The sequence below is a fragment of the Pseudomonas sp. P4_B3 genome, assembly GCF_056402295.1.
Map to the genome: position 1 here is coordinate 126,439 of NZ_JBFUHR010000002.1, position 24,110 is coordinate 150,548.

At 56.6% G+C, this 24,110-nt stretch carries 21 protein-coding genes and 1 pseudogene; 2 read left to right on the forward strand and 20 right to left on the reverse strand.

The window, feature by feature from the left end:
* Positions 1 to 80 precede the first annotated feature (80 nt).
* The 19 genes from fdhA to AC1DWG_RS02705 form a co-directional block, all read right to left on the reverse strand.
* Positions 81 to 1,277: a formaldehyde dehydrogenase, glutathione-independent gene (fdhA, locus tag AC1DWG_RS02615; RefSeq protein WP_477762087.1), complete on the reverse strand. Its 1,197-nt coding sequence runs from the start codon at positions 1,275 to 1,277 to the stop codon at positions 81 to 83.
* 347 nt (positions 1,278 to 1,624) lie between these two features.
* Positions 1,625 to 2,257 (reverse strand): dimethylsulfonioproprionate lyase family protein, encoded by a 633-nt coding sequence (locus tag AC1DWG_RS02620; RefSeq protein WP_477762088.1) that lies wholly within the window; start codon positions 2,255 to 2,257, stop codon positions 1,625 to 1,627.
* 50 nt (positions 2,258 to 2,307) lie between these two features.
* Positions 2,308 to 3,438, reverse strand: coding sequence for an FAD-binding oxidoreductase (locus AC1DWG_RS02625; RefSeq protein WP_477762089.1), 1,131 nt, complete (start codon positions 3,436 to 3,438; stop codon positions 2,308 to 2,310).
* A 15-nt stretch (positions 3,439 to 3,453) separates the two neighbouring features.
* Positions 3,454 to 4,710, reverse strand: a complete 1,257-nt coding sequence (locus tag AC1DWG_RS02630) for an aromatic ring-hydroxylating oxygenase subunit alpha (protein ID WP_477762090.1) — start codon at positions 4,708 to 4,710, stop codon at positions 3,454 to 3,456.
* Positions 4,711 to 4,833: 123 nt separating this feature from the next.
* Positions 4,834 to 5,754 carry a LysR substrate-binding domain-containing protein gene (locus AC1DWG_RS02635; protein WP_477762091.1) on the reverse strand — a complete coding sequence of 307 codons (921 nt, stop codon included), beginning with the start codon at positions 5,752 to 5,754 and terminating at the stop codon, positions 4,834 to 4,836.
* A gap of 113 nt (positions 5,755 to 5,867) precedes the next feature.
* Entirely contained in the window at positions 5,868 to 6,719 is an 852-nt protein-coding gene (locus AC1DWG_RS02640; RefSeq protein WP_457327355.1) for a glycine betaine ABC transporter substrate-binding protein, read from the reverse strand.
* 537 nt (positions 6,720 to 7,256) lie between these two features.
* Complete coding sequence (locus tag AC1DWG_RS02645; protein WP_477762092.1) at positions 7,257 to 7,805, reverse strand: NAD(P)H-dependent oxidoreductase; 549 nt, start codon at positions 7,803 to 7,805, stop codon at positions 7,257 to 7,259.
* 86 nt (positions 7,806 to 7,891) lie between these two features.
* Positions 7,892 to 9,367: an aldehyde dehydrogenase family protein gene (locus tag AC1DWG_RS02650; protein ID WP_477762093.1), complete on the reverse strand. Its 1,476-nt coding sequence runs from the start codon at positions 9,365 to 9,367 to the stop codon at positions 7,892 to 7,894.
* A gap of 60 nt (positions 9,368 to 9,427) precedes the next feature.
* Positions 9,428 to 10,264, reverse strand: a complete 837-nt coding sequence (locus tag AC1DWG_RS02655) for an ABC transporter permease (RefSeq protein WP_477762094.1) — start codon at positions 10,262 to 10,264, stop codon at positions 9,428 to 9,430.
* Positions 10,264 to 11,103, reverse strand: coding sequence for an ABC transporter permease (locus tag AC1DWG_RS02660; protein WP_477762095.1), 840 nt, complete (start codon positions 11,101 to 11,103; stop codon positions 10,264 to 10,266). Before AC1DWG_RS02660 ends, AC1DWG_RS02655 begins: the two co-directional genes overlap by 1 nt.
* Before the next feature lie 35 nt (positions 11,104 to 11,138).
* Positions 11,139 to 12,227 (reverse strand): quaternary amine ABC transporter ATP-binding protein, encoded by a 1,089-nt coding sequence (locus AC1DWG_RS02665; RefSeq protein ID WP_477762342.1) that lies wholly within the window; start codon positions 12,225 to 12,227, stop codon positions 11,139 to 11,141.
* Between the two features lie 331 nt (positions 12,228 to 12,558).
* Positions 12,559 to 13,434: a dihydrodipicolinate synthase family protein gene (locus AC1DWG_RS02670; RefSeq protein WP_123366532.1), complete on the reverse strand. Its 876-nt coding sequence runs from the start codon at positions 13,432 to 13,434 to the stop codon at positions 12,559 to 12,561.
* A 17-nt stretch (positions 13,435 to 13,451) separates the two neighbouring features.
* Entirely contained in the window at positions 13,452 to 14,789 is a 1,338-nt protein-coding gene (locus tag AC1DWG_RS02675) for an NAD(P)/FAD-dependent oxidoreductase (protein WP_221179058.1), read from the reverse strand.
* 285 nt (positions 14,790 to 15,074) lie between these two features.
* Positions 15,075 to 15,680, reverse strand: coding sequence for a helix-turn-helix domain-containing protein (locus AC1DWG_RS02680; RefSeq protein ID WP_477762096.1), 606 nt, complete (start codon positions 15,678 to 15,680; stop codon positions 15,075 to 15,077).
* A gap of 461 nt (positions 15,681 to 16,141) precedes the next feature.
* The gene (locus AC1DWG_RS02685; protein WP_477762097.1) at positions 16,142 to 16,744 is read right to left on the reverse strand and encodes a helix-turn-helix domain-containing protein; all 603 of its coding nucleotides are present in this window, start codon (positions 16,742 to 16,744) and stop codon (positions 16,142 to 16,144) included.
* Positions 16,745 to 17,141: 397 nt separating this feature from the next.
* Complete coding sequence (locus tag AC1DWG_RS02690; RefSeq protein WP_477762098.1) at positions 17,142 to 17,525, reverse strand: hypothetical protein; 384 nt, start codon at positions 17,523 to 17,525, stop codon at positions 17,142 to 17,144.
* A 622-nt stretch (positions 17,526 to 18,147) separates the two neighbouring features.
* On the reverse strand, positions 18,148 to 19,497 hold the full coding sequence (locus tag AC1DWG_RS02695) for an MFS transporter (RefSeq protein ID WP_477762099.1): 1,350 nt from the start codon (positions 19,495 to 19,497) through the stop codon (positions 18,148 to 18,150).
* A 37-nt stretch (positions 19,498 to 19,534) separates the two neighbouring features.
* Positions 19,535 to 20,611 (reverse strand): C45 family autoproteolytic acyltransferase/hydolase, encoded by a 1,077-nt coding sequence (locus AC1DWG_RS02700; protein WP_477762100.1) that lies wholly within the window; start codon positions 20,609 to 20,611, stop codon positions 19,535 to 19,537.
* 143 nt (positions 20,612 to 20,754) lie between these two features.
* Positions 20,755 to 22,482, reverse strand: a complete 1,728-nt coding sequence (locus tag AC1DWG_RS02705; RefSeq protein ID WP_477762101.1) for an amidohydrolase — start codon at positions 22,480 to 22,482, stop codon at positions 20,755 to 20,757.
* A 106-nt stretch (positions 22,483 to 22,588) separates the two neighbouring features.
* Between AC1DWG_RS02705 and AC1DWG_RS02710 the strand changes: the two genes are divergently transcribed.
* Complete coding sequence (locus AC1DWG_RS02710) at positions 22,589 to 23,500, forward strand: LysR family transcriptional regulator (RefSeq protein WP_477762102.1); 912 nt, start codon at positions 22,589 to 22,591, stop codon at positions 23,498 to 23,500.
* A gap of 31 nt (positions 23,501 to 23,531) precedes the next feature.
* On the opposite strand, the pseudogene AC1DWG_RS02715 reads toward AC1DWG_RS02710, so the two are convergent.
* Positions 23,532 to 23,874 (reverse strand): annotated as a pseudogene (locus AC1DWG_RS02715) (helix-turn-helix transcriptional regulator); the annotation flags it as partial.
* On the opposite strand from AC1DWG_RS02715, the gene AC1DWG_RS02720 reads away from it, so the two are divergent.
* Positions 23,839 to 24,108 (forward strand): hypothetical protein, encoded by a 270-nt coding sequence (locus AC1DWG_RS02720; RefSeq protein ID WP_477762348.1) that lies wholly within the window; start codon positions 23,839 to 23,841, stop codon positions 24,106 to 24,108. The pseudogene AC1DWG_RS02715 and the gene AC1DWG_RS02720 overlap by 36 nt on opposite strands.
* Positions 24,109 to 24,110 lie beyond the last annotated feature (2 nt).

A 24,110-nucleotide genomic window follows, 5' to 3' on the forward strand; every position in this document is an offset into this window, starting at 1 on the left:
CAGACCCAAGTGGTAAGCAAGTGTTCCGATACGATGGAGACCCCTTTCTCAGAGCCGCCATCGCACCGGACAGTCATCCCTTAGCTGAAAGTACGATGTGGGTCGATGACAAATTTTTTCGGCACTCCGGCATCAAATTCACCATACCCTGCCGGCGCCTGATCCAGACTGATCACCTGCACGCCCACCACCTCAGCGATATTGATACGGTCCCACATGATGGCCTGCATTAGCGCGCGGTTGTACTTCATTACCGGAGTCTGGCCGGTGTGGAAGCTGTGGGATTTCGCCCAGCCTAGGCCAAAGCGAACGCTCAGGGCACCGATCTTCGCGGCAGCATCCACCGCACCCGGGTCTTCAGTGACGTAAAGGCCAGGAATACCAATTTTGCCAGCCACTCGAACCACGCCCATTAACGAGTTGAGCACAGTGGCCGGAGCCTCATGCTTCACGCCGTCATGGCCGTGACCGCGTGCTTCAAAGCCTACAGCGTCGACGGCGCAATCCACTTCCGGTTCGCCGAGCAGTGCAGCGATTTGCTCGTGCAGCGGTGTGTCCAGGGACAGGTCGGCGATTTCGAAACCCTGGGCCTTGGCGTGGGCCAGGCGCACGGTGTTGACGTCACCGATGATCACCACCGCCGCCCCCAACAGGCGCGCGGAAGCGGCGGCAGCCAGACCGACAGGGCCGGCACCAGCGATGTACACGGTGCTGCCTGGACCAACGCCGGCCGTCACCGCGCCGTGGTAACCGGTTGGTAGAATGTCGGAGAGGCAGGTCAGATCGCGGATTTTTTCCATTGCGCGATCGCGATCTGGCAATTTCAGCAAGTTGAAATCGGCGTACGGCACCATCGCATATTCCGCTTGGCCACCTGTCCAGTCGCCCATGTCGACATAACCATAAGCACCGCCTGGACGGGCCGGATTTACGCTCAAGCACACGCCGGTGTGCATTTCCTTGCAGGAACGGCAGCGCCCGCAAGCGACGTTGAACGGCACGGACACCAGATCACCGATTTTCAGGTTCTCGACGTCACTGCCCTTCTCGATCACTTCACCGGTGATTTCATGACCGAGAACCAGACCGACCTGCGCGGTGGTGCGCCCACGTACCATGTGCTGATCAGAGCCGCAGATGTTGGTCGAGACCACCTTGAGTATGACGCCGTGTTCGATCTTCTTGCCGCGTGGGTCCTGCATTTTGGGGTAGTCGATATTTCGCACCTCGACCTTGCCAGCGCCCAGGTACACCACCCCTCTATTATTTGCAGTCATGTGTTTCTCCGCGTCAAATTATGCTCACAGGTATCTGCGAGCTGTTTTTTAACTCACTCGCCAATTAAGGCCTTTTGTCATTTGCATTTGATTGTTCGTGCGGTGTGGTGCGGTGCGCTTGGCCTTACGACCACCATCGACCGTCCAGACCTGTTCGGTCGCTTCGAGAGCGGAAAGCGAGTTGGGAAAGTTGTCAGAATGTGTTCGCACGCGTCATTCAGTTCACGCTGGGTGGGTGAGCACGATGCCCCTTCTACGTCATCCTGCGCGCGATCAACTGGCCAATACCATGGCCGCCCCGCGTACCCACTAGGCAACATGCCAAGCCTGAATGACCTTGTCTGCTTTCAGGTGTGCATCAATCCCCACAGAGCCAGGAGCGGTCCCGTGCCCGCTTTCACCGCATGTCTGATCGACGGCGGGTTGTAAACCACTCCGCCAGGCCCCGGCCTAAACCAACCGGCGCCCTCCTGATACCACTCCCCCTCCGAGAGCACGAGGTAAAACTCTCTGGGAGGATGATTGTGAAAGGGATAACGGACATCGGGTGCCATGACCATCAGCCCCAGCGTAATTGAGTCACAATGAACGACGCTTCCTTTGCCAATGAGCAATGCGTGCCGGTGCATATCCACGAAGTGATCGTCTTCATTCGAGGCCGCATGTCGCTTGATCCATACCGCATCAGGTAACAGCCGTTCAATGCATTCCAACAGTGCGCCATCAACCAGCGAAGACTCTTTTGCGTTCGCCAGGCTTTCCATCAACCAGCCACGAATACAACTGTCGTCTTCGATGTGCGTCTGAAGATCCGAATTGAGTGATAATTGCGCGGACTGAACAGATTGTCGGCTCGTGGAAATTTCGTGCGCCCAATCTTGCCCGCGATAAGCCCCGAGATTTTCGGCCACGCGAGCCATGAGCTGATGAGCATGATCCAAATGCCCAGCGTCTTGGCGTCGGGATTCAGCAAAAACCATGGGGACCTCCATCCTCAATGCCTTGAGTAAGCAGATAACCGCTCCGGTGATCAGAGATCGATGACAAGGTCAGACGTGGGTCTGCTGCAGCAAAGCAACCGAAATCCTTTGTCAATTTCTCGTTGTCGAATGCCTCCGTTCGCTTTCATGTCGACAGAACCTTCCAGGACTGCGGTTTTGCAGGTGCCACAAATACCTTGGCTGCATGAGCTGGGGACGACCGCTCCGGCGCGCTTGGCCGCCGAAAGGATTGTGTCGTCGCCGGTCATCTGAAAGGTTTTCCCCGATTTCGCCAGCGTGATGGTAAACGCGTCTACTGACGCTACCAGCGGAGGATCTACGGGCACCACTACCGGACTCGATGGCTCACCCAGATCGAAGCTTTCCTGGTGGTAATGATCCATGTCGAACCCTGCACCGGCGAGCAGCGCTTGCACGGCGTCCATGTAGCCTTTAGGTCCACAAGTGAAGACCTCGCGCTCCAGAAAGTCAGGAACAGATTGTCGCAAGATCTCTAGAGTGAGGCGCCCAATAGGGCCGCTCCACTCGCGTTCGGTTTCGGTAGTTTCGCAGACAGCAAGTACCTGAAGGTTGGGTTTAAGCGACTCGAGTAACTGCAGCTCTTTCCTGAAGACGATGTCGACCGGAGACCGCGCACTGTGGACGAACGCAATGTCGACATCCGCCGCAAGATCATGACTTGCACGCGTCATCGACATCAGGGGTGTGACCCCCGACCCTGCCGAGAGATACAGCAGCTTGCGGGCGTCGCTGCAGGTCGAAGTAAAGGCCCCGGCAGGACCGTACGCCGTCAGTTGGCCACCCGTATGCAAGTTATCGTGCAACCAGTTCGATACCAATCCGCCAGGCACACGTTTCACCGTAATCGAAAAGGTGAATGGCCGAGCTGGAGAGGATGAAAGCGTGTAGCAGCGTGAAATTGCTTGCCCGTTGATACTGGGCACGATCGTGATGAACTGCCCAGGTTCGAAAGCCAGTGCCTGGAAGTCGCCGCACTGGAATGTGAAGGTCTTCACATCGTGGGTTTCATCCCTAACATCACAAACCGTCAGGGTTTTCGGCTCACCACTGCTCCAACCGGTATCGAACGCAGACCACACGTCAACATCATTGAAGCGCAGCTTTTTCATCGGCACAGAAACTGTCTGATAAGTACTCATCGAACCATCTCCCATTCAAGCACTATGCGCAATGAGTCGTGCGGTGTACCAGCGGGTGAACTGGTGAACGTAGGCTTCGACGAGGTGTGAAAACGGGCCCGGCACGTACGCTGGATCCTGAGTGCCACTGTAGGTAATTTTGACCAGACTGGCATCCTGCTGATTGGTCGCGATCCACACTTCGGTCAAGCGTTGCAGGTCGTAATCCTTGCCCTCGACCGCGTCTTTGTGTACCAGCCACTTGGATCGCACCAGTGTCTTGCCTGGAGACAGCGGGATCAGCCACGAAATGACGGCATGGTCGCTCATTACATGGGTCCACGAGTTATGCGTCCAGAAGTGCGTGTCGCCCAGGTCGGGACGGTTCAGCTCGCCGAATAGCTTCGTGCAGGCGACGCGGGTGTCCAGGGTCTGTGATTCGCCATGACCAGAGATCACCAAACGTTGCGCACGGAATTGAGTGACAGCGTCCTCATCCAGATACTCGATGGCGTCACAGATCAACCCTTCGCTTTCCCAGCTCTCTTTGGCGATTACGCTTTTCGCCTTGTGAGCTTCCAATGCACGTAGTGATTCCTCGGTCATGCCCTCGGTGCTGCCGGCAAAGTCTTCAGGCAGGAATGAAACATTGAGCTCTGGATGACCTGCCGCGCAGTGATAGCACTCACGGTTGTTTTCGATCACCAACTTCCAATTGCCCTCCTCGATGATCTCGCTTTCATAGGCAATTTTCGTGTTGGTCAAATCGTAGGGGGCAAAACGCGGCGCCATATTCTCGACCAGAAAATCGATGTCGGCAGGCGGTTCATCGCTGAGACATGCCAGAATATGTGCACCCACGACACGACAGGCTACAGGGATAAGACTGCGACATTCGGGGTCAAAGTCTTTACCCATGTCACGCGTGTGCTTGAGAGAGCCATCGAGGTCGTAAGTCCATTGGTGATAAGGGCATACCAACATCCCAACGGTAGAAAGCCCAGCCTCCTTGAGGCGAGCGCCGCGATGACGGCAAACATTACGAAATGCCCTGACCTGCTCGTCATCATCTCTAACAAGAATAATCGATGACTTTCCAATGTCGACGGTGGATACATCACCTGGCTCAGGGATTTCGGTGGTGACACCAACAACTATCCAGTGCTTGTGAAAAAATATATCCAGGTCATTTTCGAATATGTCTTCGCGTCCAAATACAGCGCCATCCAGAGCGGTCCACGGAGCACGTTCCTTTACAACTTCAAGATGGCTTTTTTGTTTTAAGTTATTCATAGACACCTCACGAGCAGGCCTTATTGCCAACGATGCGTGACAGTATCTAAACACCTATAAACATTGGTCAATGCGGTTTATTTTCAAGTTACCATGAGTCAAAGTTATAAGTCGTCGGCTACCCTAGCGAGGCTCGATATCGTCGGCGCGCAGGCAATCCATCAACTGGTCTATGACCGCTGTTTTAGGCCGTCCAGCAGCGAGAAAAATGTAGTAAGCATCACTAGGTACAATGACGTGACTGGATACACGAACGAGCCGACCGGACGCCAGGTGGTTTTCCAACAGCCGCCCCCAACCCAATGCAATGCCGTGCCCCTGAACCGCAGCGAGAACTGCGTCGCCGTACATCGCGCAACGGAGGCTGAACTCCAGCTTGGGCGGTGTATACCCCAGAGCCCGAAACCAGGTATTCCACGTCATCCAACCCTCCAGCGTTGCGTCCGTGTCAATGAGCTGGTTATGGGCAATCTCCTCCAGTGAGGTCGGTGGACAATGCCGAGCGAGCCACGACGGAGAACACACCGGGAAAATCTCCTCATCGAACAGAAAAACTGCTGTGCCATCATCCCACTTGCCGTGACCGAAGCGGACCGAAAGGTCGGCATCACGATCCGAGGGTGTGGTGAGTCGCAAACGGAGTTTCGGTAACTGCTCTCTCAGAAGATGTAAACGCGGCATGATTCGCAGGTTTGAGAAATCAGCAGTACTGGCCAGTGCGATAGCCTCCTCGCCTTGCCCTTCCGCATATTTGTCGAACACGCCGGCAATACTCTGCATTGACTCAGACATCGCGCCGTAAAGAGCAATGCCCTCTGTTGTCAATTGATTGGAACGGTGCAGGCGATAGAAAAGCTGAGCGCCGAAAGTATCTTCAAGAAACTTTACGTGTTTGCTAACCGCCGCCTGGGTGACGCCCAGCTCCTGTGCCGCAATAGTGAAACTGCCGTTTCGAGCAACCGCCTCAAATGCCACAAGCGCGTTCATCGACGGGATGATCCGGCGATATCCCTTATGTTGTCGAGTTTTCAACGGCTGATTCATTTTGACTCCCACTGATACTATGCCAAACCGGCGCCTGCAATCAGCCGGCGCCGGTAACGTGGGCATTGTAAAGGTGCCTCCTCTACATCAAGCAGGATCACGGCCAGACGCTATCACTTCCCGGACATGACGGCCCATTGATTGATCAGCTTGGTGTTGGCGTCCCACCATTTTTGTACGGCTTGTTCCATGCTCATCCCATCATTGATAGACAGGTTGATGGCCGTGATGTCATCGAGCGGTACAAAGACGCTTGCGATAGCTTCCCGGGCCCGAGCGTTGTCGTTGGAAAAGCCTTTCTTGGCGATCCAGTAATAGCTTTGCGGCGCAGGGAATACACCTTTTGGATCTTCCAGGTAGCGGACCTTGAATTTCATGTCCATCCAGGACGGCTGCCACAACATGGTAACAATGGGGGCCTTGCGTTCAATGGCCGATTGCAATTGGGCAACCATTGCGGCGGTGCTGCCGTCAACCAGGGTGTACTGCAAGTTGTACTGTTTGATGGCGTCAGCGGTCTGCTGCATGAGGCCGGCACCCGATTCGATACCAATGATCTTTCCACCGACCTGATCCTTGATTGAGTTCAACTCCTCAATCGACTTGATCGGCATGTAGTCGGGTACCACAATCCCCTGGTGCAAGCCGTGGGAAGCAACCGAGACCTTTTCGAGACGCTGGTAGTTTTTCTTCCAATAGTCGGCGGTAATGTTATTGATGTGCGAAACCATCAAGTCGACATCCCCCCTCGCGAGTGCAGCGAAGCCAATCCCCCAATCCGGAAAGGTCGTCAGCTCGACAGTAAATCCTTGTTTTTCCAGAAATTTCTGGGTAATTTCGGAGATTGGCATAACATCTTCCCAAGGAAGCGAACCAATCTTGATAGTTGTTTTTTCCGCTGCGTGGCTAAAGGAAGCGAACAGACACATCAGTGAAACGGCCAGGACCTTCAACAGCTTATGCATAGTTTGACCCTTTTTTTGTGCATGAAATATAAGCGCAGATTCTTCTGCAGCTATTGGTTTCGATATGGCGTTGCTGTCCCTACCTGCTCCAGGTGGGGCCACGTCCCTGTGTGGTTGCCCCTCCTACAACTTGGGGCACACCTGGCAAGTCGAACCGATCTCGCCAGAATCATGGTTTGCGCATGCGACAGACTCAGCTGCTGCCTAATGCGGCTCTCTGAGAATGATTCACTCCACTAACGGCGAGCTGGGCATGCGCGGTCAGCGGCAAGGAATGTGAAAGGCCACAGCCCCCGTTCTCTGAGCCACTTGGTTCAAGCCAAGGTTGGCTGAACTCGAAATCCAGGCGCCTGAGAAATTTTTCGTGCAAGGTTGCGCAAAGCGCGCGTAAAGGAAGGATGAAGCTTTTCGTTATCGTCACTGGGCACCCTCTTTTTGTTATTGGAGTTAGGCCACACGTTGAACACCAATTAGACGGACACAACTTGTGATGGAGATCCGATTGGTGTCGATTGCATCACTTCTTAAAGTGGGACATTAAGCCTTTTCCACGGCGTACTTATATTCACAGGAAGCGACGAAATTCCGATATTGCTCGGTACTTATCGCTAGCGCTTCATCGCTCAGACTCTCCAGTCCACACAGAAAGAAGCCAGGTTGATAGAGCATCTCAACTCGGAAGGCCAGCACCTCAAACGGACTGGTTAACTCGTCAAGCGTGCGACCATAGCGGCCGCCTTTTTGATAATCAGAGGCCTTGGAATAAGTGGAGACGGCAATGCACAAGGTCTTGCCCGCAACCGCCCTGCCACCGCCATAGGCCCAGCCAGCGGCGAAGACATCGTCGATCCACTGCTTGAGCAATGGCGTGCAGTTGTACCATTGCATCGGAAACTGCAAGACGATGCGATCATGCGCCTCAATCAATCGCTGCTCGGCAACGATGTCGATCTTGCCACTTGGGTATCGCCCATACAGATCAATCACGGTCACACCCGCGAGGCTTTCGATGGCCTTGCACCAGGTGGCGTTGATACGTGAGCTGGACAAGTCCGGGTGCGCCACGACTACCAATGTGTTCGCCAAAACTGACCTCCTCGTGCCCAACGGTCGCCGAGCTTTTCAACCTGGATAATGGTGACGGCCGCGTGAGGACCATCGAGTGGTAAAACTTACTTGATATACCAACCCCAAGGATCCCGACTCACATAGGCGGTGACCTGCTTGGTTTCGAGGTAATTATCCAGGCCCCACTTGCCGAGCTCACGGCCGATGCCGGATTGCTTGTAGCCTCCCCATGGCGCTTCGGTGAAGGTCGGCTGAGAGCAGTTGATCCAGACAATGCCCGCACGCAGCGCCGCTGAAACCCGATCAGCGCGGGCGTCATCTTTTGTCATCACCGCAGCAGCCAGGCCGTAACGGCTATCATTGGCCAGACTCAACGCTTCGCTTTCAGTGGAGAAACGACGAACGCAGACCACCGGGCCGAAGATCTCTTCCTTCCAGGCATGGCTGTCCAGCGGCACCTCGGTGAGGATGGTCGGTTGGAAGAAATACCCTTGGCGTAGCTCCTCAGGCCTACGGCCGCCAGCAACCAGTTGCACCCCATCCTCCTGAGCACGCGCCACAGCAGCAATGACCTGTTCATGCTGCTGTTTGGACACCAACGGCCCGAGAAGAATGCCGTCCTCCAGACCATCACCTATGGTGATCTTGTTTGCTTCCTCGATCAGGCGCGCCAGTAGCTTGTCGTAAACGCCATCCTGCACCAGCACTCTCGATGTAGCTGAGCAGACCTGCCCCTGGTTCCAGAAAATGCCGAACATGATCCATTCGACGGCGCCCTCGATGTCGGCATCGTCAAATACAATCAGTGGCGACTTGCCCCCCAGTTCAAGGCTTATGCGTTTGATGTCCTTCGCCGCCTCGGCCATGATGTGCGAGCCGATGCGACCTGACCCTGTGAACGCCAACTTATCCACCTGCGGATGGCTAACTAACGCCTGACCGGCTTCACCGCCGAGGCCAGTTACGATGTTCAGCACGCCTGCCGGCAGCTCCGCTTCCTGTGCGATTGCAGCCAGTTCCAATGCGGTCAGTGAAGTGTTTTCGGCGGGTTTGAGCACGATGGTACAACCAGCTGCCAAAGCCGGAGCGACCTTCCAGGACGCCATCAACAGCGGGTAGTTCCACGGGATGATCCCGCCGACTACGCCGACCGCCTCCCTGCGGACCTTCGTGCGGAAGCGGTCATCGGAGATAGCAAGATCTGCAACACTGGTGTCGTCGAGTTGCTCGGCAAGGCCTGCGTAATACTCAAAGCAACCAGCGGCGTCACCGATGTCCCAGCGCGCCTCAGGCAGCGGCTTGCCATTGTCCAAAACCTCAAGACGCGCCAGCGCCTCGGATCGCTCGCGGATCAGCTCAGCAATGCGTCGCAAATAGGCGCCACGCTGGGCGCCTGTAGTGTTCGGCCAGCCGTCCTTGTCAAATGCCCGGCGAGCTGCTCTGACGGCCAGGTCGACGTCTTCAGCAGTGCCTTTGGGGATGGCATGAATGACTTGCTCGGTGGCTGGGTTGATAACGTCCAGGCTGCCTTTATTGACCGGATCGGTCCATTCACCGTCGATGTACAATTGAGTACGCATGCTCTCTCCAAATCTTTCTTGTCTATGAACAACCGCTACTGTTTTTCGAGCCAGCATTGATCAGTGTTTAAGAAAGCGTGCCGGAATTGTCCCGCGGCACACCCGGTCAATGATCAACGCAAGGATCACAATGGCGAGGCTTGCGCGCACGCCCAAACCAAACTCCATGCGGCTCAATCCACGAGTCACCTCAGAACCAAGCCCGCCAGCCCCGACCAGCCCCGCCAGCACTACCATCCCCAAGGACAACAGAACGCATTGGTTGACGCCGACCAGCAGGGTCGGCAATGCCGAAGGCAGTTCGATCTTCCAAAGGATTTCCCGTGGGCTTGCGCCGATCGCGGCGCCGAGCTCAAGTCGATTCGCTGGGATCTGGCTCATCGCTAAAATGGTCAGGCGAATCATTGGCGGGATGCCGAAGATGATGGTGGCCAGCAAGGCTGGTACCGCGCCCAGTCCGAACAGCACCACCGCTGGCACCAGGTAGACCCACGGCGGCATGGTCTGCATGACATCCAGAATCGGTCGCGAGAAGATCTTCAGTCGCTCGCTACGTGACAACAGCACACCTAAAACCATGCCGATCGACAGCGAAAACGCCACGGCGATAATGATCAGCGCAATCGTATGCACTGCCGGAGCCCACATCCCCAGCGCAAAGCAGCAGGCAAGACCAATGAGGGTCATTAGCCCTACCCGCCAACCCGCGACCAGCACACAGATTAAGGAAAGGCAGCCAATGACTACTTCCGGCGAGCCAAGGGAGAGCAGAGTGACAATGCCACCAATCAGTACATCAAAGAACTGCGCAATGGCCATGAAACCGTCATGGAAATTGCTGTTCAGGTAGCTTAGAAATGGTGCAACTATAGAGCCGGGAGAGATGCTGAAGTCCATCACACTGCTCCTTTTTCAGTGGTGCATACGGCCTGGGAGATGCGGTCGAGAATGATCGTCAGCACCACGATGGCGATACCTGCATTGACGGCCAGATCGATCTTCAGGGTTCGCACAGCCTCATAAATGGTCTGCCCCAACCCGCCAGACCCCGCGATGCCGGCAATCACGACCATGCCAAAGCTCAACATCAGACTCTGGTTGATCCCCGCCAGGATCGAAGGAATAGCGAATGGCAGACGAATCTTCAAAACCTGCGACACGGGTTTCATGCCCACGGCCGAGCCCAGTTCACAATACTGCGCCGGCGTCATGAAAATGCCATGTGCGGTAAGACGTAAAGCGGGTGGAATCGCCACCAGGCAAGTCGCCCAGATTGCTGTCGCGGATCCATATCCAAGTAAGGCGATACCCGGCAACAAGAAGATGTACGGCGGCATAGTCTGGATGAAGTCCAGCACAAGCTCGGCACTGTGCTTCCACCTCGCCGACAGCCCCACCAGCACACCCAGCGGAATAGCGATCAACAGTGCAAGCAAGGTTGAGCTGAACACCAGCGTGAGCGTGGCTATGGTCTCGGTCCACAAGCCCATGGCTTGGCACAACCAAAGGCCCGCCGCGGCGGTAATTGCGAACAACACACCATTCACTCGCCAGCCGATCAGAGCCACGACCAGGACCACCACCCACCATGGGGCGAACATCAACAGGGTATTAAGCGCACCATAGGCAGCTTCCATACCCGTGCTCATCGCTCCGAAGAACCCAGACGCCTCATCGATCAGCCAAGCCAGAGACGTATCGACGATGGCGTCGAATGCCTCGATGATTGTATTCATACTCTCCTCCCAAAACCCGTTCTAGGCTTCATGACTCAAGCCAGATCGAGGCCGCGAACGGCCCTGAGCAATGTTTCACGGCACACGGTGCCGACGATCTGGCCATCCTGCTTGATGGCAACCACGTCTTCGCGTTTATCCACGGCTACATCGATCAGGGTCTCGAGATCGTCATCGATGTCGACACTGGCCAGAGCGTCCAGCGAACGCCCACCAAACTGAGTGAGGTCATGACCGTCGATACGCTTGAGCATTGAGCGCGCCTTGAGCAGCTTCAGCCGAGAAATACCTTCCATGAAACTGGCGACGTACTCGTCAGCCGGGTTGAGCACCACTTCTTCCGGGGTACCGATCTGGATCATCTGGCCCTCTTTCATGATTGCGATGCGATCACCGATACGAATGGCTTCGTCGATATCATGAGTAATGAAAATGGTGGTCTTGCGTAGCTCAGTGGAGAGCTTTTTGAATTCGATCTGCAGTTGCTTGCGGATTAACGGATCGAGCGCACTGAACGGCTCGTCCATCAACAACACATCAGGATCGGCGACCAATGCTCGCGCGATGCCTACGCGTTGTTGCATGCCTCCGGAGAGTTCCTGTGGGTATCGATTAGCCCAATTGCCCAGGCCAACCTTGTCCAGTGCTTCCTGACTCTTGCGCACGCCATCGGATTTATTGATGCCTTGCACTTCAAGCGGCAGCATCACGTTTTCAAGCACCGTGCGATAAGGCAACAGAGCAACGTTCTGAAATACCATTCCCATTTTCCGGGAACGCAGGTCTCTCAGGTCGCCAGCCCCCATCTTGCAGATGTCTTGGCCATGGATCAGTACCTCACCACAGGTAGGTGCGATCAGTCGGTTGAAATGCCGAATCAATGTCGATTTGCCGCTACCCGACAAGCCGATGATGCAGAAAGTCTCACCCTGCTGCACGGTAAAGGTCGCATCTGCGACCGCTACGACTGAGCCGTGTTGCTTCAGTAACGCATCCTTGCCTTCGGTAAAGCGCTTCGCGGCGTCTATTGCCACAGGGCTCTGATTGCCGAATATTTTCCAAACGCCGCGACACTCCACGATTGGGGCTGCGACTGCTTGAGTAGGTTGAGTAATCATGTTCATAGGCCTATCCGGAAGCTGATTATTGTTTTTCGGCCGAGCGCCATCAGTTGCGTCAACCGGGCATCGTCTATTGCCTGACATCTGCGCCCACTTTCCGGCGAGCTCCCCGTTTATCCTTCCACCAGGTATCAATCGCCCGTTTCTTTTTACCGACAAACGAGGGGGCCTAGCGTGTCGTCCCAGACCATCGCGCCGACTTAAATTTTCTCATCGGCGCTCACGAGGCTGAAAAACCATAGAAAATCAGTACTGCAAGCAATCTTCAGACAACGCAAAGAGTGGTCTCTGGATGACTGCAAGGAACCGATTTTCAGTGCTCCAGCCCTCCGAATTAGCCATTGAGAAGCGGCTGAAGAACGGCTTTGAGTACAGTCGCTTCCTGCTCGGTGATGCGCCGTTGCGGTTTGCGCAAATTACCGGTGCCGAAGCCCCGCAGGTGTGCCGCATACAGCACAGACGGGATGTAGTTGGTGGTCTGAACCAGCAGCAACGACGGCAACATACGGTTCCACAGGGCGAATGCGTCGTCGTAGCGCTTTTCCTGAACCAGGTTGTACAGATCCACCGATTCGCGGGGCATGTAGTTGGCAGCGCCCCAGATGGCGCCCTTTGTGCCCGCCAGAAAGGCGTACAAAGTGAGGGTGTCGCCACCGTTCAACACCCCGCCTCCACTTTGAAGGTACTGCTGCTGAACGGTGAAATCGCCGCTGCTGTCCTTAATATAGTTAAAGTTTTTTAACTGCTGCAGACGACTGAGGAGCTGCGGAGAAATCGATATCTGAGTAGCGTATGGAATGTTGTAGCCGATAATGTCGATATTTACGGCTGCGTCGATCTCGCTATAAAACTCGAACAGACCATCCTCATCGGTCGGACCTTCCAGGTACGGCGGCAGAATCATGAGCGCATCGGCGCCTATGCTCTCGGCATGTTTGGATCGGCGCACGACTTCATCGATATTCAATGCCGAGGTTTGGCAGATGACGTTGACACGACCGTTGATGCGCTTGATGCCCACTTCATAAAGTTTGTTGCATTCGGCTTCGGTCAAATAGGGGTGTTGACCGGTACCCGCACCGAGTACCAGACCATGTACACCCGCCTCGATGTATTGGTCGATGAGATTCTCGAACGCGGCGTAATCGATCTCGCCGCGGTCGTTAAAAGTGGTTTGCATCGCAAGGTTGATGCCGGCCAGATTTGCCATTGCAAGTTCTCCTGTTTTTAAATTTCTTGTCCAGCTTCTTTGAAGCGACGTCCGGTGACGAACTTCACACCCAACGACGTAATGATTTCCGGATAAGCTCGTGAGGGAGCCTTACGGCGCTTGAGGATTTCGATGGTGGTGGAGTTCATGCCTGAGGCGAGTTCGGCCAGAGCCTTCCCGAATGCAGTGCCGCGGGACACGCCCGTACCGTTGCAGATACCCGTACCGTAAACATTTTCGGCCAGTTCACCCCAGATCATTCCGCCATTCTGGGACAGGGTCAGCAGCCCCCCCCAGCTGGACTCGAACCCCATGGAGGCGAGTTCTGGATAGCGCCTGTCGAAAGACACCTGCTGCTGCAGGCTTGCCTGATGCACATCATCGGTCGTGGTTTTGTACTTCTTGGCGTATGAATAAACGTTGCGAAAGATCAGTCGATTGTCGTTGGTTCGGCGGACTGTAGTACCAAAGCTGTTTGCCGGAATAAGCCCGAACGGACCAGCTCCGCAGCCCGCGAGCTCCTTCTCGGTCAGCTGACGCGTCATACTGGCAAATGTGTAGACCGGGATTGCCGAGTTCTTGTAAAAACCGAAGTTGGTCAGGTAGCCCGATGCGCAAATGATCACTTTATTCGCTTTGATCACGGCGTTCCGGGTTTCGAACACATGGTGCGGCTTGCCGAATTTGGCAGACGTAATAATGGTGTTCTCGTGAATCCTGACGTTTTTTGGAAGTGCGCGCGCCGCATTCATCAAGTATTTGGCCGGCTGAAGAAGCACAGTACCGGGGTGATGCAAGCCTTTGATGTAATGCTTGCTACCGGTCAGCTCGCGCATCCCCTCGGACTCGACCCAGCTGTACTTCTGCCCCATAACGTCAAGGGCTTTGGAGAAATGTACGAGGTCAGCCACGCCGTGCTGGGTTGCCGCACTGTGATATTTGCCCTGAGGATCCCAGTCGCAATCCACACCTGCTTCAACCGCACTCTTCATGTATGAGGTGCCTTCCAGGTTGACGTGAAGTTCTTCCCGGTTGCCTTGTAAATCTTCGACAAAGTCACGCTTACGGGGGTTGTGTGCCAGGTCAATGGCAAAGCCCATGCATCGACCGGACGCGTTGTTGCCAATTCGACCGGCATCCACCAACAGCACTTGGGCATTGGGATTGAGTTCGGCGTAGCGACGTGCAGCATGCAACCCCATCCAGCCCGCACCAATCACCAGGCATTCACATGTCACATTTGTGGTGAGCGGATTGAGCGGCAGTTCCACTCCGCTAGCCAGGTACCAACCTGAATCGGTCGGTTCAACCTGAGGCGGCGTCACGTCGATGCGTTTATCAGATGAAGAAGCCACTTGTGTATCTCCTGAAATAAGAAAACCGTCGTATCGACATCTGTTTAATCGAACTTTCGATTCGAGTAGGCAATTTTATTGAGCCCCACTCTGTACAGAGCCTTTTCTTTTTATACACTTACACCAAGCGCTTTATTTCAGGTCTAGAACTTCAGCGCCATTCTTGATTTTGTTTAAGCCTTAGGCTGCGCCTGACAAATTATGGATGCACGAACCCACAACCCTGATAAAGGGACGTTTCAAACGTTACTTATTACCTCTGCAACTTGTTGATACGACAAATGATCAGTAGGTCGGTGGAGCTATCACCCAGAGAATCTTAACTTCTGTGTCGCCGGTATTGACCCAGCAGTACGATTCACGAACTATTCGAAAACTATCACCCGCTTTCAGGCTGTACTTATTCCTGCCCAACCAGATATCGAATTGCCCACTGATAACGTAGAGCTCTTCCTCTGTATTACGCGGCGTCGCTGGCGGGCGAACTGCACCTATCGCAAAGCTGGTGAGAAACATTTCGAACATCCCACCTATATCCGGCGACAGCAGTTCTTCGGTAATACCATCGAGAAATCCGCCTAAGCGTCGACGACTATCGGCACGTACAACACGCCCCATCTCTGCGGCTGGCTTGCTATCGGCGGTAAAAAACCAACCCAGGGTCACACCCAGTACCGTTGCAAGTTTTTTTAAATCTGTAATGGAAATCTCGGTGTTTCCGCGCTCTAGCTGACTGAGGAAGCTGGGCGATCTACCTGTTGCCAATGCAAGCTCGACAAGTGTCTTACCACGTGCTTTACGGAGCTTGCGAATTTCATTGCCCCAAGCGATGCGGTCCCCAGGCGTTTCCATCCCAAGATCCATTTTCGCTATGCCAGCGACATCATTCACCTTCAGACCCTCATCTCAACCCTGCAATTACCGTCTGTAATTTTTCTCTCAAAAAACTTTATGACCTGATTATGCATCCTGAAAAAATTAATGCACTAAATTTTTTATTAGAGCGAAGCATTGATCGATAGTCCCGTTCAATGGGCATGCTTCAGATAGGGCCATTGCTGTCGACGCAGGTCGAACGGGCCACGAAGGAATTACGTGAGATGCCCGCTTCGAGGACAGCGCGAATCGAGGGATTGCCAGGTCTCTTTAGCGAACGATACGCGGACCTGTGGGAAGCGACTTCCACACCTGCCCTCGACCCTATTGTGCGTCGAGGCAGTACATCCACTTTGGAGATTTGAAGAGACGAGGATAGAGCGCGTGAGATGAGTCAACTCTCCGAACAGCCCCAGACTGCCAGCGTTACTGACCCTTTACACCAAAATGAAATAGCGGTTGCCCCAAGCAATCTGTTAGAAGGCTGGCGGTGCAATAACCCAAATGACAACGGCATCGATCTCACCGGGGTTTTCCCAGCGATACGGTTCATTGGCGATGCGAAAACTGTCTCCTGCACTCAGACTGAAAGGATGCTCACCTATCCAGAGATTGAGCTGTCCAGAAACCAGAAAACCCTCTTCTTCAGTCCCGCGGGTGCTCTTGGCTTCGAAGGTGGCACCGGGACCAATCGTACTGAGGAACATTTCGAACGCGCCTCCGATAGAGGGTGATAACGATTCCTCCGTCAGCCCGCCGGCCACCGAACCCAACCGTCGACGACCACCTGCACGAACCACTCTCCCGGTCTCTGCCGCTGGCTGCTCATTTGCCATGAAGAACCAATCCAATGGCACCCCAAGAGTAAGTGCGATGCGCTTCAGATCGGAAATTGGAATTTCAGCACGACCACGTTCTAGCTGGCTTATGAAACTGATCGACCGGCCAGTGGCCAAGGAAATTTCGGCCAAGGTCTTTGAGCGAGCTTTGCGCAATTTGCGAATTTCTTCGCCCAACGCAACGCGATCCCTAGTGGAATCAAAATCGCCATCACCTGAATCAGCGTTGTCGATCGGCATTTACTTTCCCTCTGGCCGTAGAGCATATTTAGGCAAAAAATTTTGCCCATCATTGTCCTTGAATAAAAAAAAAACACTATTTTTTTGGTTGAGCATGTGAAGTATTTGGCAAACACATGATGGAGTCATTTCTCCGTCCTGTTGATAGCGAACCCAGAGCACTACGTCGTGATGGTCCGCTTGCGGATTGCCCGAGACCGTCGCAGCGTTTCAGGCCCAGACTGAGGCGTTATTTAGTCTGATCAAGCCAGAGAATACCGGCTGCTGTTCCCATCACTGTGTTCGATGCCGTGCTGACGGTTGTTGAGTGAGCACTTGAAACAAGCGTTGTGAGCGCTGGCCGCATCCTGAATGTTCTGGCTCGACCGCCAACGAAAGCAGCACCTCGCCCAGTGTTCTAACGTGAGGGCTTGCCGCCATAGACGGCAGACCGCCGAACGAAAGCCACCCAGACGACGTGGTGGGCAAGTTGAGTCAGGCTTGGCTGCAAATGGGTGCGAACGTTGTTTATGACATCGATTTGTGCCTGAGGCTCACCGCCGGTGATTGAAACTATGACAGGTGATGAATGATCGCCTTCCAGGCCCGGGTCTCTGGCATCAACCTCGATTGGCCAGTCAGGTGTTTCAAGCTCAAGCAGCACTCGTTGCTCCTCAACCGGTATTGAAGCGGCGCGCCCGTAGTCAGCAACCCATTGTGTAACTGCCGGATGGTCATGGCGGATCATCCGCCCGCATTGGCTGTGCGCGGCGAACACTGGATCGGCGCCACCATAGGTCAAGCAGTCCACCACACCCGGTTGCTGTCCTGCGGTTTGTTCCGTAACGCTGATGGGCCGTTGTTGCTCGTCGAACTCGGTATGAGGCTGACTGCCCCACGTATTCCAGAAGGAACAGGGCAACCCTGCCTAACCAGCAACCCCAACTGCCACCCGGTATCAACACTGTCTGTCAGCCACGCATGACCTTTCAAGCCATAGAGAGTTGTCAGGTTCGGCATCGGCGCCGCGCCCTCAAGCGTGGATCCCAGGATTGAGTCAAACGTCCCGCCACATCGAAGCGTTGCCGAGTGATGCGCGGATCGATGACCGACAGCATGAGTGTCGCAGTTTGGGGGTGAGCCTTCACGGCGTTGACGGTCCATAGCTTTCACTGGCGAAAGACTGGCCCTTTTGGAGCCGGACCGTAACTGTAAGAAGTAACAGGTCGGCGCCTTTGAAATCGTCTTCGCATGCAGGCCCGCTCCCGCACTTGACCGCGCCGAACAAAAGATAGGTGCTCGCCACCGATCTACTATGGGCTTGCTCGCGTAGAGGCCGGCACATTCAATGAAGATGCCACCCGCCCCACCGCCTTCGCGAGCCAATCGAACCGTCGCACCGCCGCCCCCATAGCTTTTGATCTTCAGTGAACAACACTTCTGCGCTCTCCATGTTTCGCCCGTGGTGCCGGTGCTGCGGTTCCCTGATCAATCTGCGCCATGCTCAAGTGCGCCGTTTCCCTCAAGAAGAACGAGCAAACCGCCACAATCGCCAGCGCCACCGAACCGTATACGGCAACGCCGAGTGCATTGTGATCGGTGGCAATCAGGATCGCCGTGGCCACGCTCGACGCCGTACCGCCGCCCAGTGCAGCGCCGATCTGGTAGGCCGCGGACATCCCCGAATAGCGCATTTCCCTGGGGAACTGTTCCGCGAGAAACGCGGGGATCGGTCCCTGGGTCGCGCCCATGAACGCACCCACTGCGATATAGGCCAAGGTTGAAACAAGCAGGCTCTTCATGCCAACCAACGGGAAGAAGGTAAAGAACCCGATGGCCATGATGATTGCGCCGAGGATCATAACCTTGCGTCGGCCGATCCGGTCGGACAGCAGGGCAAACAGCGGCGCGGTCACCACAATTGCCACGGACAACGAAAAGTCGAAGAGCAGTGCGTCCGTGCTGCCGTAGCCGAGTTGGGTGGCATACGACAAAAAGAACGTACTGCCGATGTAGGCGATGGTCACGTAGCCAAACGCGATCCCGGTGCACAGCAGCATTTCCCTGGGGCGCGCCCGCAGTGCCGCGACCAGCGGAATGCGTGCCTGTGTCTTGTGTTCGACGGGTTGCGCCACGGGCTTTTGTAGCCGCGCATAGAGCCCGATCAACACCAGCACACCGCCCAGCCAGAACGGAATGCGCCAGGCGAAATCGGCGAGGTTATCGTTGGAGACGACACTGACGACGCCGAACACGGCCGCGCCGAGGATGCCGCCGATGCCGATGCCCATGCTGGTGAAACTGCCCCACAGCCCTCGTCGACCGGGGGGCGCCGATTCGATGCCGAACAGCGCCGCCCCGCCCCATTCGCCGCCGGCCGCGAAACCTTGAATCAGTCGCAACAGCACCAGCAGTGCCGGCGCTGCCAGGCCTATCGACGAGTAGCCCGGAAGGCAACCGATCAACAAGGTGCTCAGCCCCATCAGCAACAAGGTGATCACCAGCATTTTCTGCCGACCGATCCTGTCACCGTAGTGCCCGAACACCATACCGCCCAACGGACGGGCAAAAAAGCCCGCGCCAAAGGCGCCGAAGGCAAACAGCGTGGCGGTGAGCGGGTCCATCTGCGGGAAGAACACCTTGGGAAACACCAGCGCCGCCGCCGTGCCGTAGATAACGAAGTCATAGAACTCCAGCGCGGTGCCCATGCCGGAGACGAAGAACGCTCTGAGGGCGGATTGCGAACCCGCCGTGGAGTTTCCGTTACTAGCCATATCGAGTGCTCTTTTTGTTGTTATGGAGGACGTCGGTTCAGAAACGCTGGAAGCCGTTGCGGGCCAGCAGCATCGGGTTGCCGGCGGCGTATTCGAGGACGCCGTGTTCGCTGTCGATACCGATGGTCAGCAGGGTTTCCCAACGCTCGGTGGCCGGCATGCTCAGGTCCGGATGGAAACAGATCGGCGCATCGTCGCCGGCGGCACCGCACATGGCCGCTGCCCGGCGATTCAGGTCTCCATGGATCATGTCGAGCCGCGCCGCATTGACATGGGCCAGGCGTGCGTAGGTGGTCGACGCGTCCGGCGTTCGCTCGCCAAGGCTCAGTGTCGCGTCGAGGAAGTGGTTGGTGTGGGTGATCCATCCGTCTTCGCCAGGCAGCACCACGGCGGTGCCGGCGGCGGACATTTCAATGCTCGCCGCACGGGGCGATGCATCGCTGCGGGAGAACACGGTTAGCACCGTCGAGGCACTGACCCGCGCCGATCGCGCCAGGGCAATGGCCTCTTCAACACTGCTGGCCTCTTCCAGGATCCGCCGGGCAATCGCGTGCACCGGCACCCCGACAACGGCGTTATCGCTGGCGTGGTGGAGGATGTTGAAATGCAGCCCGATGCCTGCGCTGTTAACGCCGATCTTGCCGAGCATGCCGAACTCGGTGAACAGCTTGACGGTCATGCCGGAGCCGTTCGTCAGTTGCAGCAGCATGCCGTGGGGCACCAGTGAATCGTGCCAGTCCCAGGTCTGGATGGTTTTAGGTGCATCAGGCCCCGACGGTGCGAAGACCGCCGTCGAGCATTCGCCTTCGAGCGATGCCGGCATCACCGCGAGGATTTCCGTGCGGGCGTTCAGGCTCGCCAGTTGCCACAGGGGAATCCCGGTGCCTTCGGCCGTGGCCACCAGTTCCTGGGCCAGGCAAGGGCTCCAGTCTGTGAGTGCTTGCAGGCTGGCTTCGCCGATCGAGCGAACCTGTTCGGGCGCAACACCGACCTGATTGAAAAAATCGAGATAGAGCGCCACCGTCTTGCCGATTTGAGCCGCCCAGGTTTCGCCGATTTGCTGGCCTCGAATCTGTGGGTTGTGGGTGTCGGTGACGAAGCAATGCAGTTTCACGAGCGGTGTTCCTTTTTTACGTTGGTATTGAACGTGTAGGAGCGGGCTTGCCCGCGAAGAGGCAATCAGCTTCAACATCGAAGCCAGCTGACACACCGCTTTCGCGAGCAAGCTCGCTCCTACAGTTTTTTGCTCTGTGGGGATCAGGGATTGCGGGCGTAGATCTCGCGGCCGGCGAACCAGGTCTGCAGCACCCAGGTATCGCGCAGGGCTTCGGGCTTGACGGCAAAGACATCGCGGTCAAGGACGATCATATCGGCCTGCTTGCCCGGCTTGAGCGAACCGATCCGGTCCTCGAGGCGCAGGGTGCGGGCCGCGTTGAGGGTGTAGGCCTGGAACATGGTCTGGCGGTCGATGTCTTCGGCGCCGTTGAGCACACCTTTCGGGCCTTTGCGGCTGACCGCCTGGTAGATCGCCTTCCACGGATCCGGCGTGGTGATCGGCCAGTCGCTGGCGCCGGCAATGGTCGCGCCATTCTTGAGCAGCGAGCGGGCCGGGTACGAATACATGAAGGCCATGGCGCTGACATAGGGTTTGACCAGGTCCATGCTCGACTCATCGGCCATGGCCCAATACAACTGAATCGAGGCAATCACGTTGAGTGTCTTGAAGCGGGCGAACTCCTTCGGATTGACCATTTGCAGGTGCGTGATGGAGTGCGGGATGCCACTGTGCCGATCCTTGCGCGCCTGCTCGATGCCGTTGAGTGACTCGCGCACCGCGCGGTCGCCAATCGCGTGGATGTGCACCAGCCAGCCGCGGGCGTCGGCGGCGCTGACCAGCTCGCCGAAGTGCGCGGGGTCGATCAGCAGCTCGCCGGACTTTTTCGAGTTCTTGTAGGGTTCCAGCATGGCGGCGCTTTGTGCCGGGACTTCCGCCACGCCATCGGCAAACACCTTGATCCCCGGCAGGGTCAGGTTGGGCACGCCGAGAAACTGCTGACGAACCTTGTCCAGTTCATCGAGATCGGCCGGCGTGGCTTTCGAATCGGCCATCAGCAGCGCGGCCACATGAGCAGTCAGCTCGCCGCGCTCGGCCAGCGCCTTGTAGATCGGCAGTACACCCACCGACTGATTGTTCACATCGCCGCCAGGGATTTCGTTGGCAATCGGGTCCATCCAGCCGGTGATGCCCAGGCTCTTGTAGTAGTCCAGTGCTGCGCGCGCGCCCGCCATTAACTCTTCGGTGGTCGGGGGTGGAAGCAGCGCCTGCACTGGATACAGGCCGGCATCGACCAGGAAGCCATTGGGCTGTCCATCCTCGTGATGACCGATCGTGGCCTGCTCTTCGTCCTTCAGCGCCTTGACCCGCGCGGCATCGACCCCGGCTCGCTGGAGCATGGCCCGGTTGGCCCAGCCCGTGTGCAGGTCCCAGCCCAGAAAGAGAATCGGCATTTCCGCCCATTCGCCCTGATTGAAACGCTGCTCAAGGGCCTCGATCTGGCTCCAGTAAATCGATGGCAAGCCGCCGACACTGAGGACGTCACCGCGTTTGGCCTTGCCGTCTTCGCGCCACTGACGCAGGCGCTTTTCCAGCTCGTCGAGGGGCAGCAACTCGCCGTCCAGGTTGGCCTGACGCAATTGCAGGCCCCCCTTCACCGTGTGCGAGTGCGAGTCGATAAACCCCGGCATCAACACCTTGCCGCCAAGGTCGACGATGCGCGTGCCCGGCTGTTTGAGGCGCAGCACCTGGGCATCGGAACCCACCGCCGCGACCCTGCCGTTCTCGACCGCGATGGCCTGCTGCAAAGTCTGGCCGGGTTCGGCGGTGTATACCCGGGCGTTGTGCAGGATGAGATCGACAGCGGCCATACTTTCCATCGAGGAACAGGCCAGAGCAAGCGACGCGGCCAGGGTCAGAAGCTGTTTCATGGGATAGCTCTTTATTTTTATTGGTCTGTAGCCAAGACTATCCACGCTAAATCGAGAACTGAATGCCTGCTCCCGCACAACTTCTGTGCCTATCAGGAATAGATAAATGGACAAAATGAGTGCCCTGACCATGTTCGTCGCCACCGCCGAACAGGGTAATTTCAGCCGCGCCGCCGACCTGCTCGGCAAAACCCCCTCCGCCCTGACCAAGGCCGTGGCCCAACTGGAGGAAGAACTCGGCACGCGCCTGTTCGACCGCACCACCCGGCGCATGGCGTTGACCGAAGCGGGCCGCATCTATCTGGAAGGCGCACGCCAGGCGCTGATGCAACTGCAACTGGCCACCGAGGACGTGGAGCAGTTGCAGCATGAACTGCGCGGCGACTTGCGGATCACCGCCCCGCCCTCCTTCGCGCCGGCATTTCTCAACCAGGTGTGCTGCCGTTTTTTGACCGCGCATCCGCAGGTCAAACTGGAAGTGGACCTGAGCGATAACTTCGAAGACCCGGTGGATGGCGGCTACGACCTCGCGCTGCGGGACGGCCCCATCGACTTGCCCGGCGTGATCGCACAGCCGCTGGTGGAAAACCAGATGTTGCTGTGTGCCAGCCCGGCTTACCTGGCGCGCAAGGGCGAGGACGTTTCACTGGAAAATTATCAGCAGCATGACTGGCTGATCTTCCGCCATCCGCTACTGAATCGTCACTTCTGGTGGGCCAAGCAAGGCGAGCAACGGATACGTCTGACCCAACCGACGCCGCGGGTGGCCAGTGATAACTACGACTTTCTCCTGGCCTGCCTGCTCGATGGCCAGGGCTTGCAGTTCATTCCGCAATGGAGCGCCGCGCCCTATCTGGCGCGCGGCGAGCTGGTCGAGCTGATGCCTCAGTACTGGCGCGAACCGAGCGCTTTCGGTCCATGGATCTATGTGCTGTACCTGGCTCACCGGCGCAATACGCGCAAGGTGAAAGTGTTCATCCAATACCTCAAGGCGCATTGGCAACAGCCCAACCCATGACCGTTCAGCGCGGCCGCAACACCAGCGCAAACTACTCGCCATGCCCGTTGACGTTGAGCTTGCGATAGAGGTTGCGCCGATGCACTTTCACCGTTTCCGGGGAGATGCCCATTTGCTGGGCGATGGCCTTGCTGGAAGAGCCCTGAAGGATCAGGCGCGCGGTTTCGATTTCCCGCAGGGTCAGGCGTGCATCGAAGCGATCGAGCAAGGTCGCCAGCCGGTGATTCGGCTTCCGGTCCTTCCAGCGGCAGTAAATCCAGGTGCCGGCGCATCGTCGCCAGCACCCAATCACGCACGCACAGCAGGCGACCCTGCTCCTCAAGGCTAAAGCGCGTCGAGTGACCAAGGGACAGGCCGAGCACGGCGCCGTCGACAATATGGGATTTCGCGCCAACCTGGCGGTGTCGCTGTCGGCCTTTGCCGTCGAAGCCATGGCCACCCTGCTCACCCTCCAGCCCCAGGCCGACTACCGAGCGAGTGTGGACGCGGATCTGGAGCAAGGTCAGGAACGGTCAATGATCACACACCACAAATCCCTGTTGGAGCGGGCTTGTTCCGGGCGGCGTTCCGACGATGGGGTCATCACATTCAACATCAATGTTGCCTGACA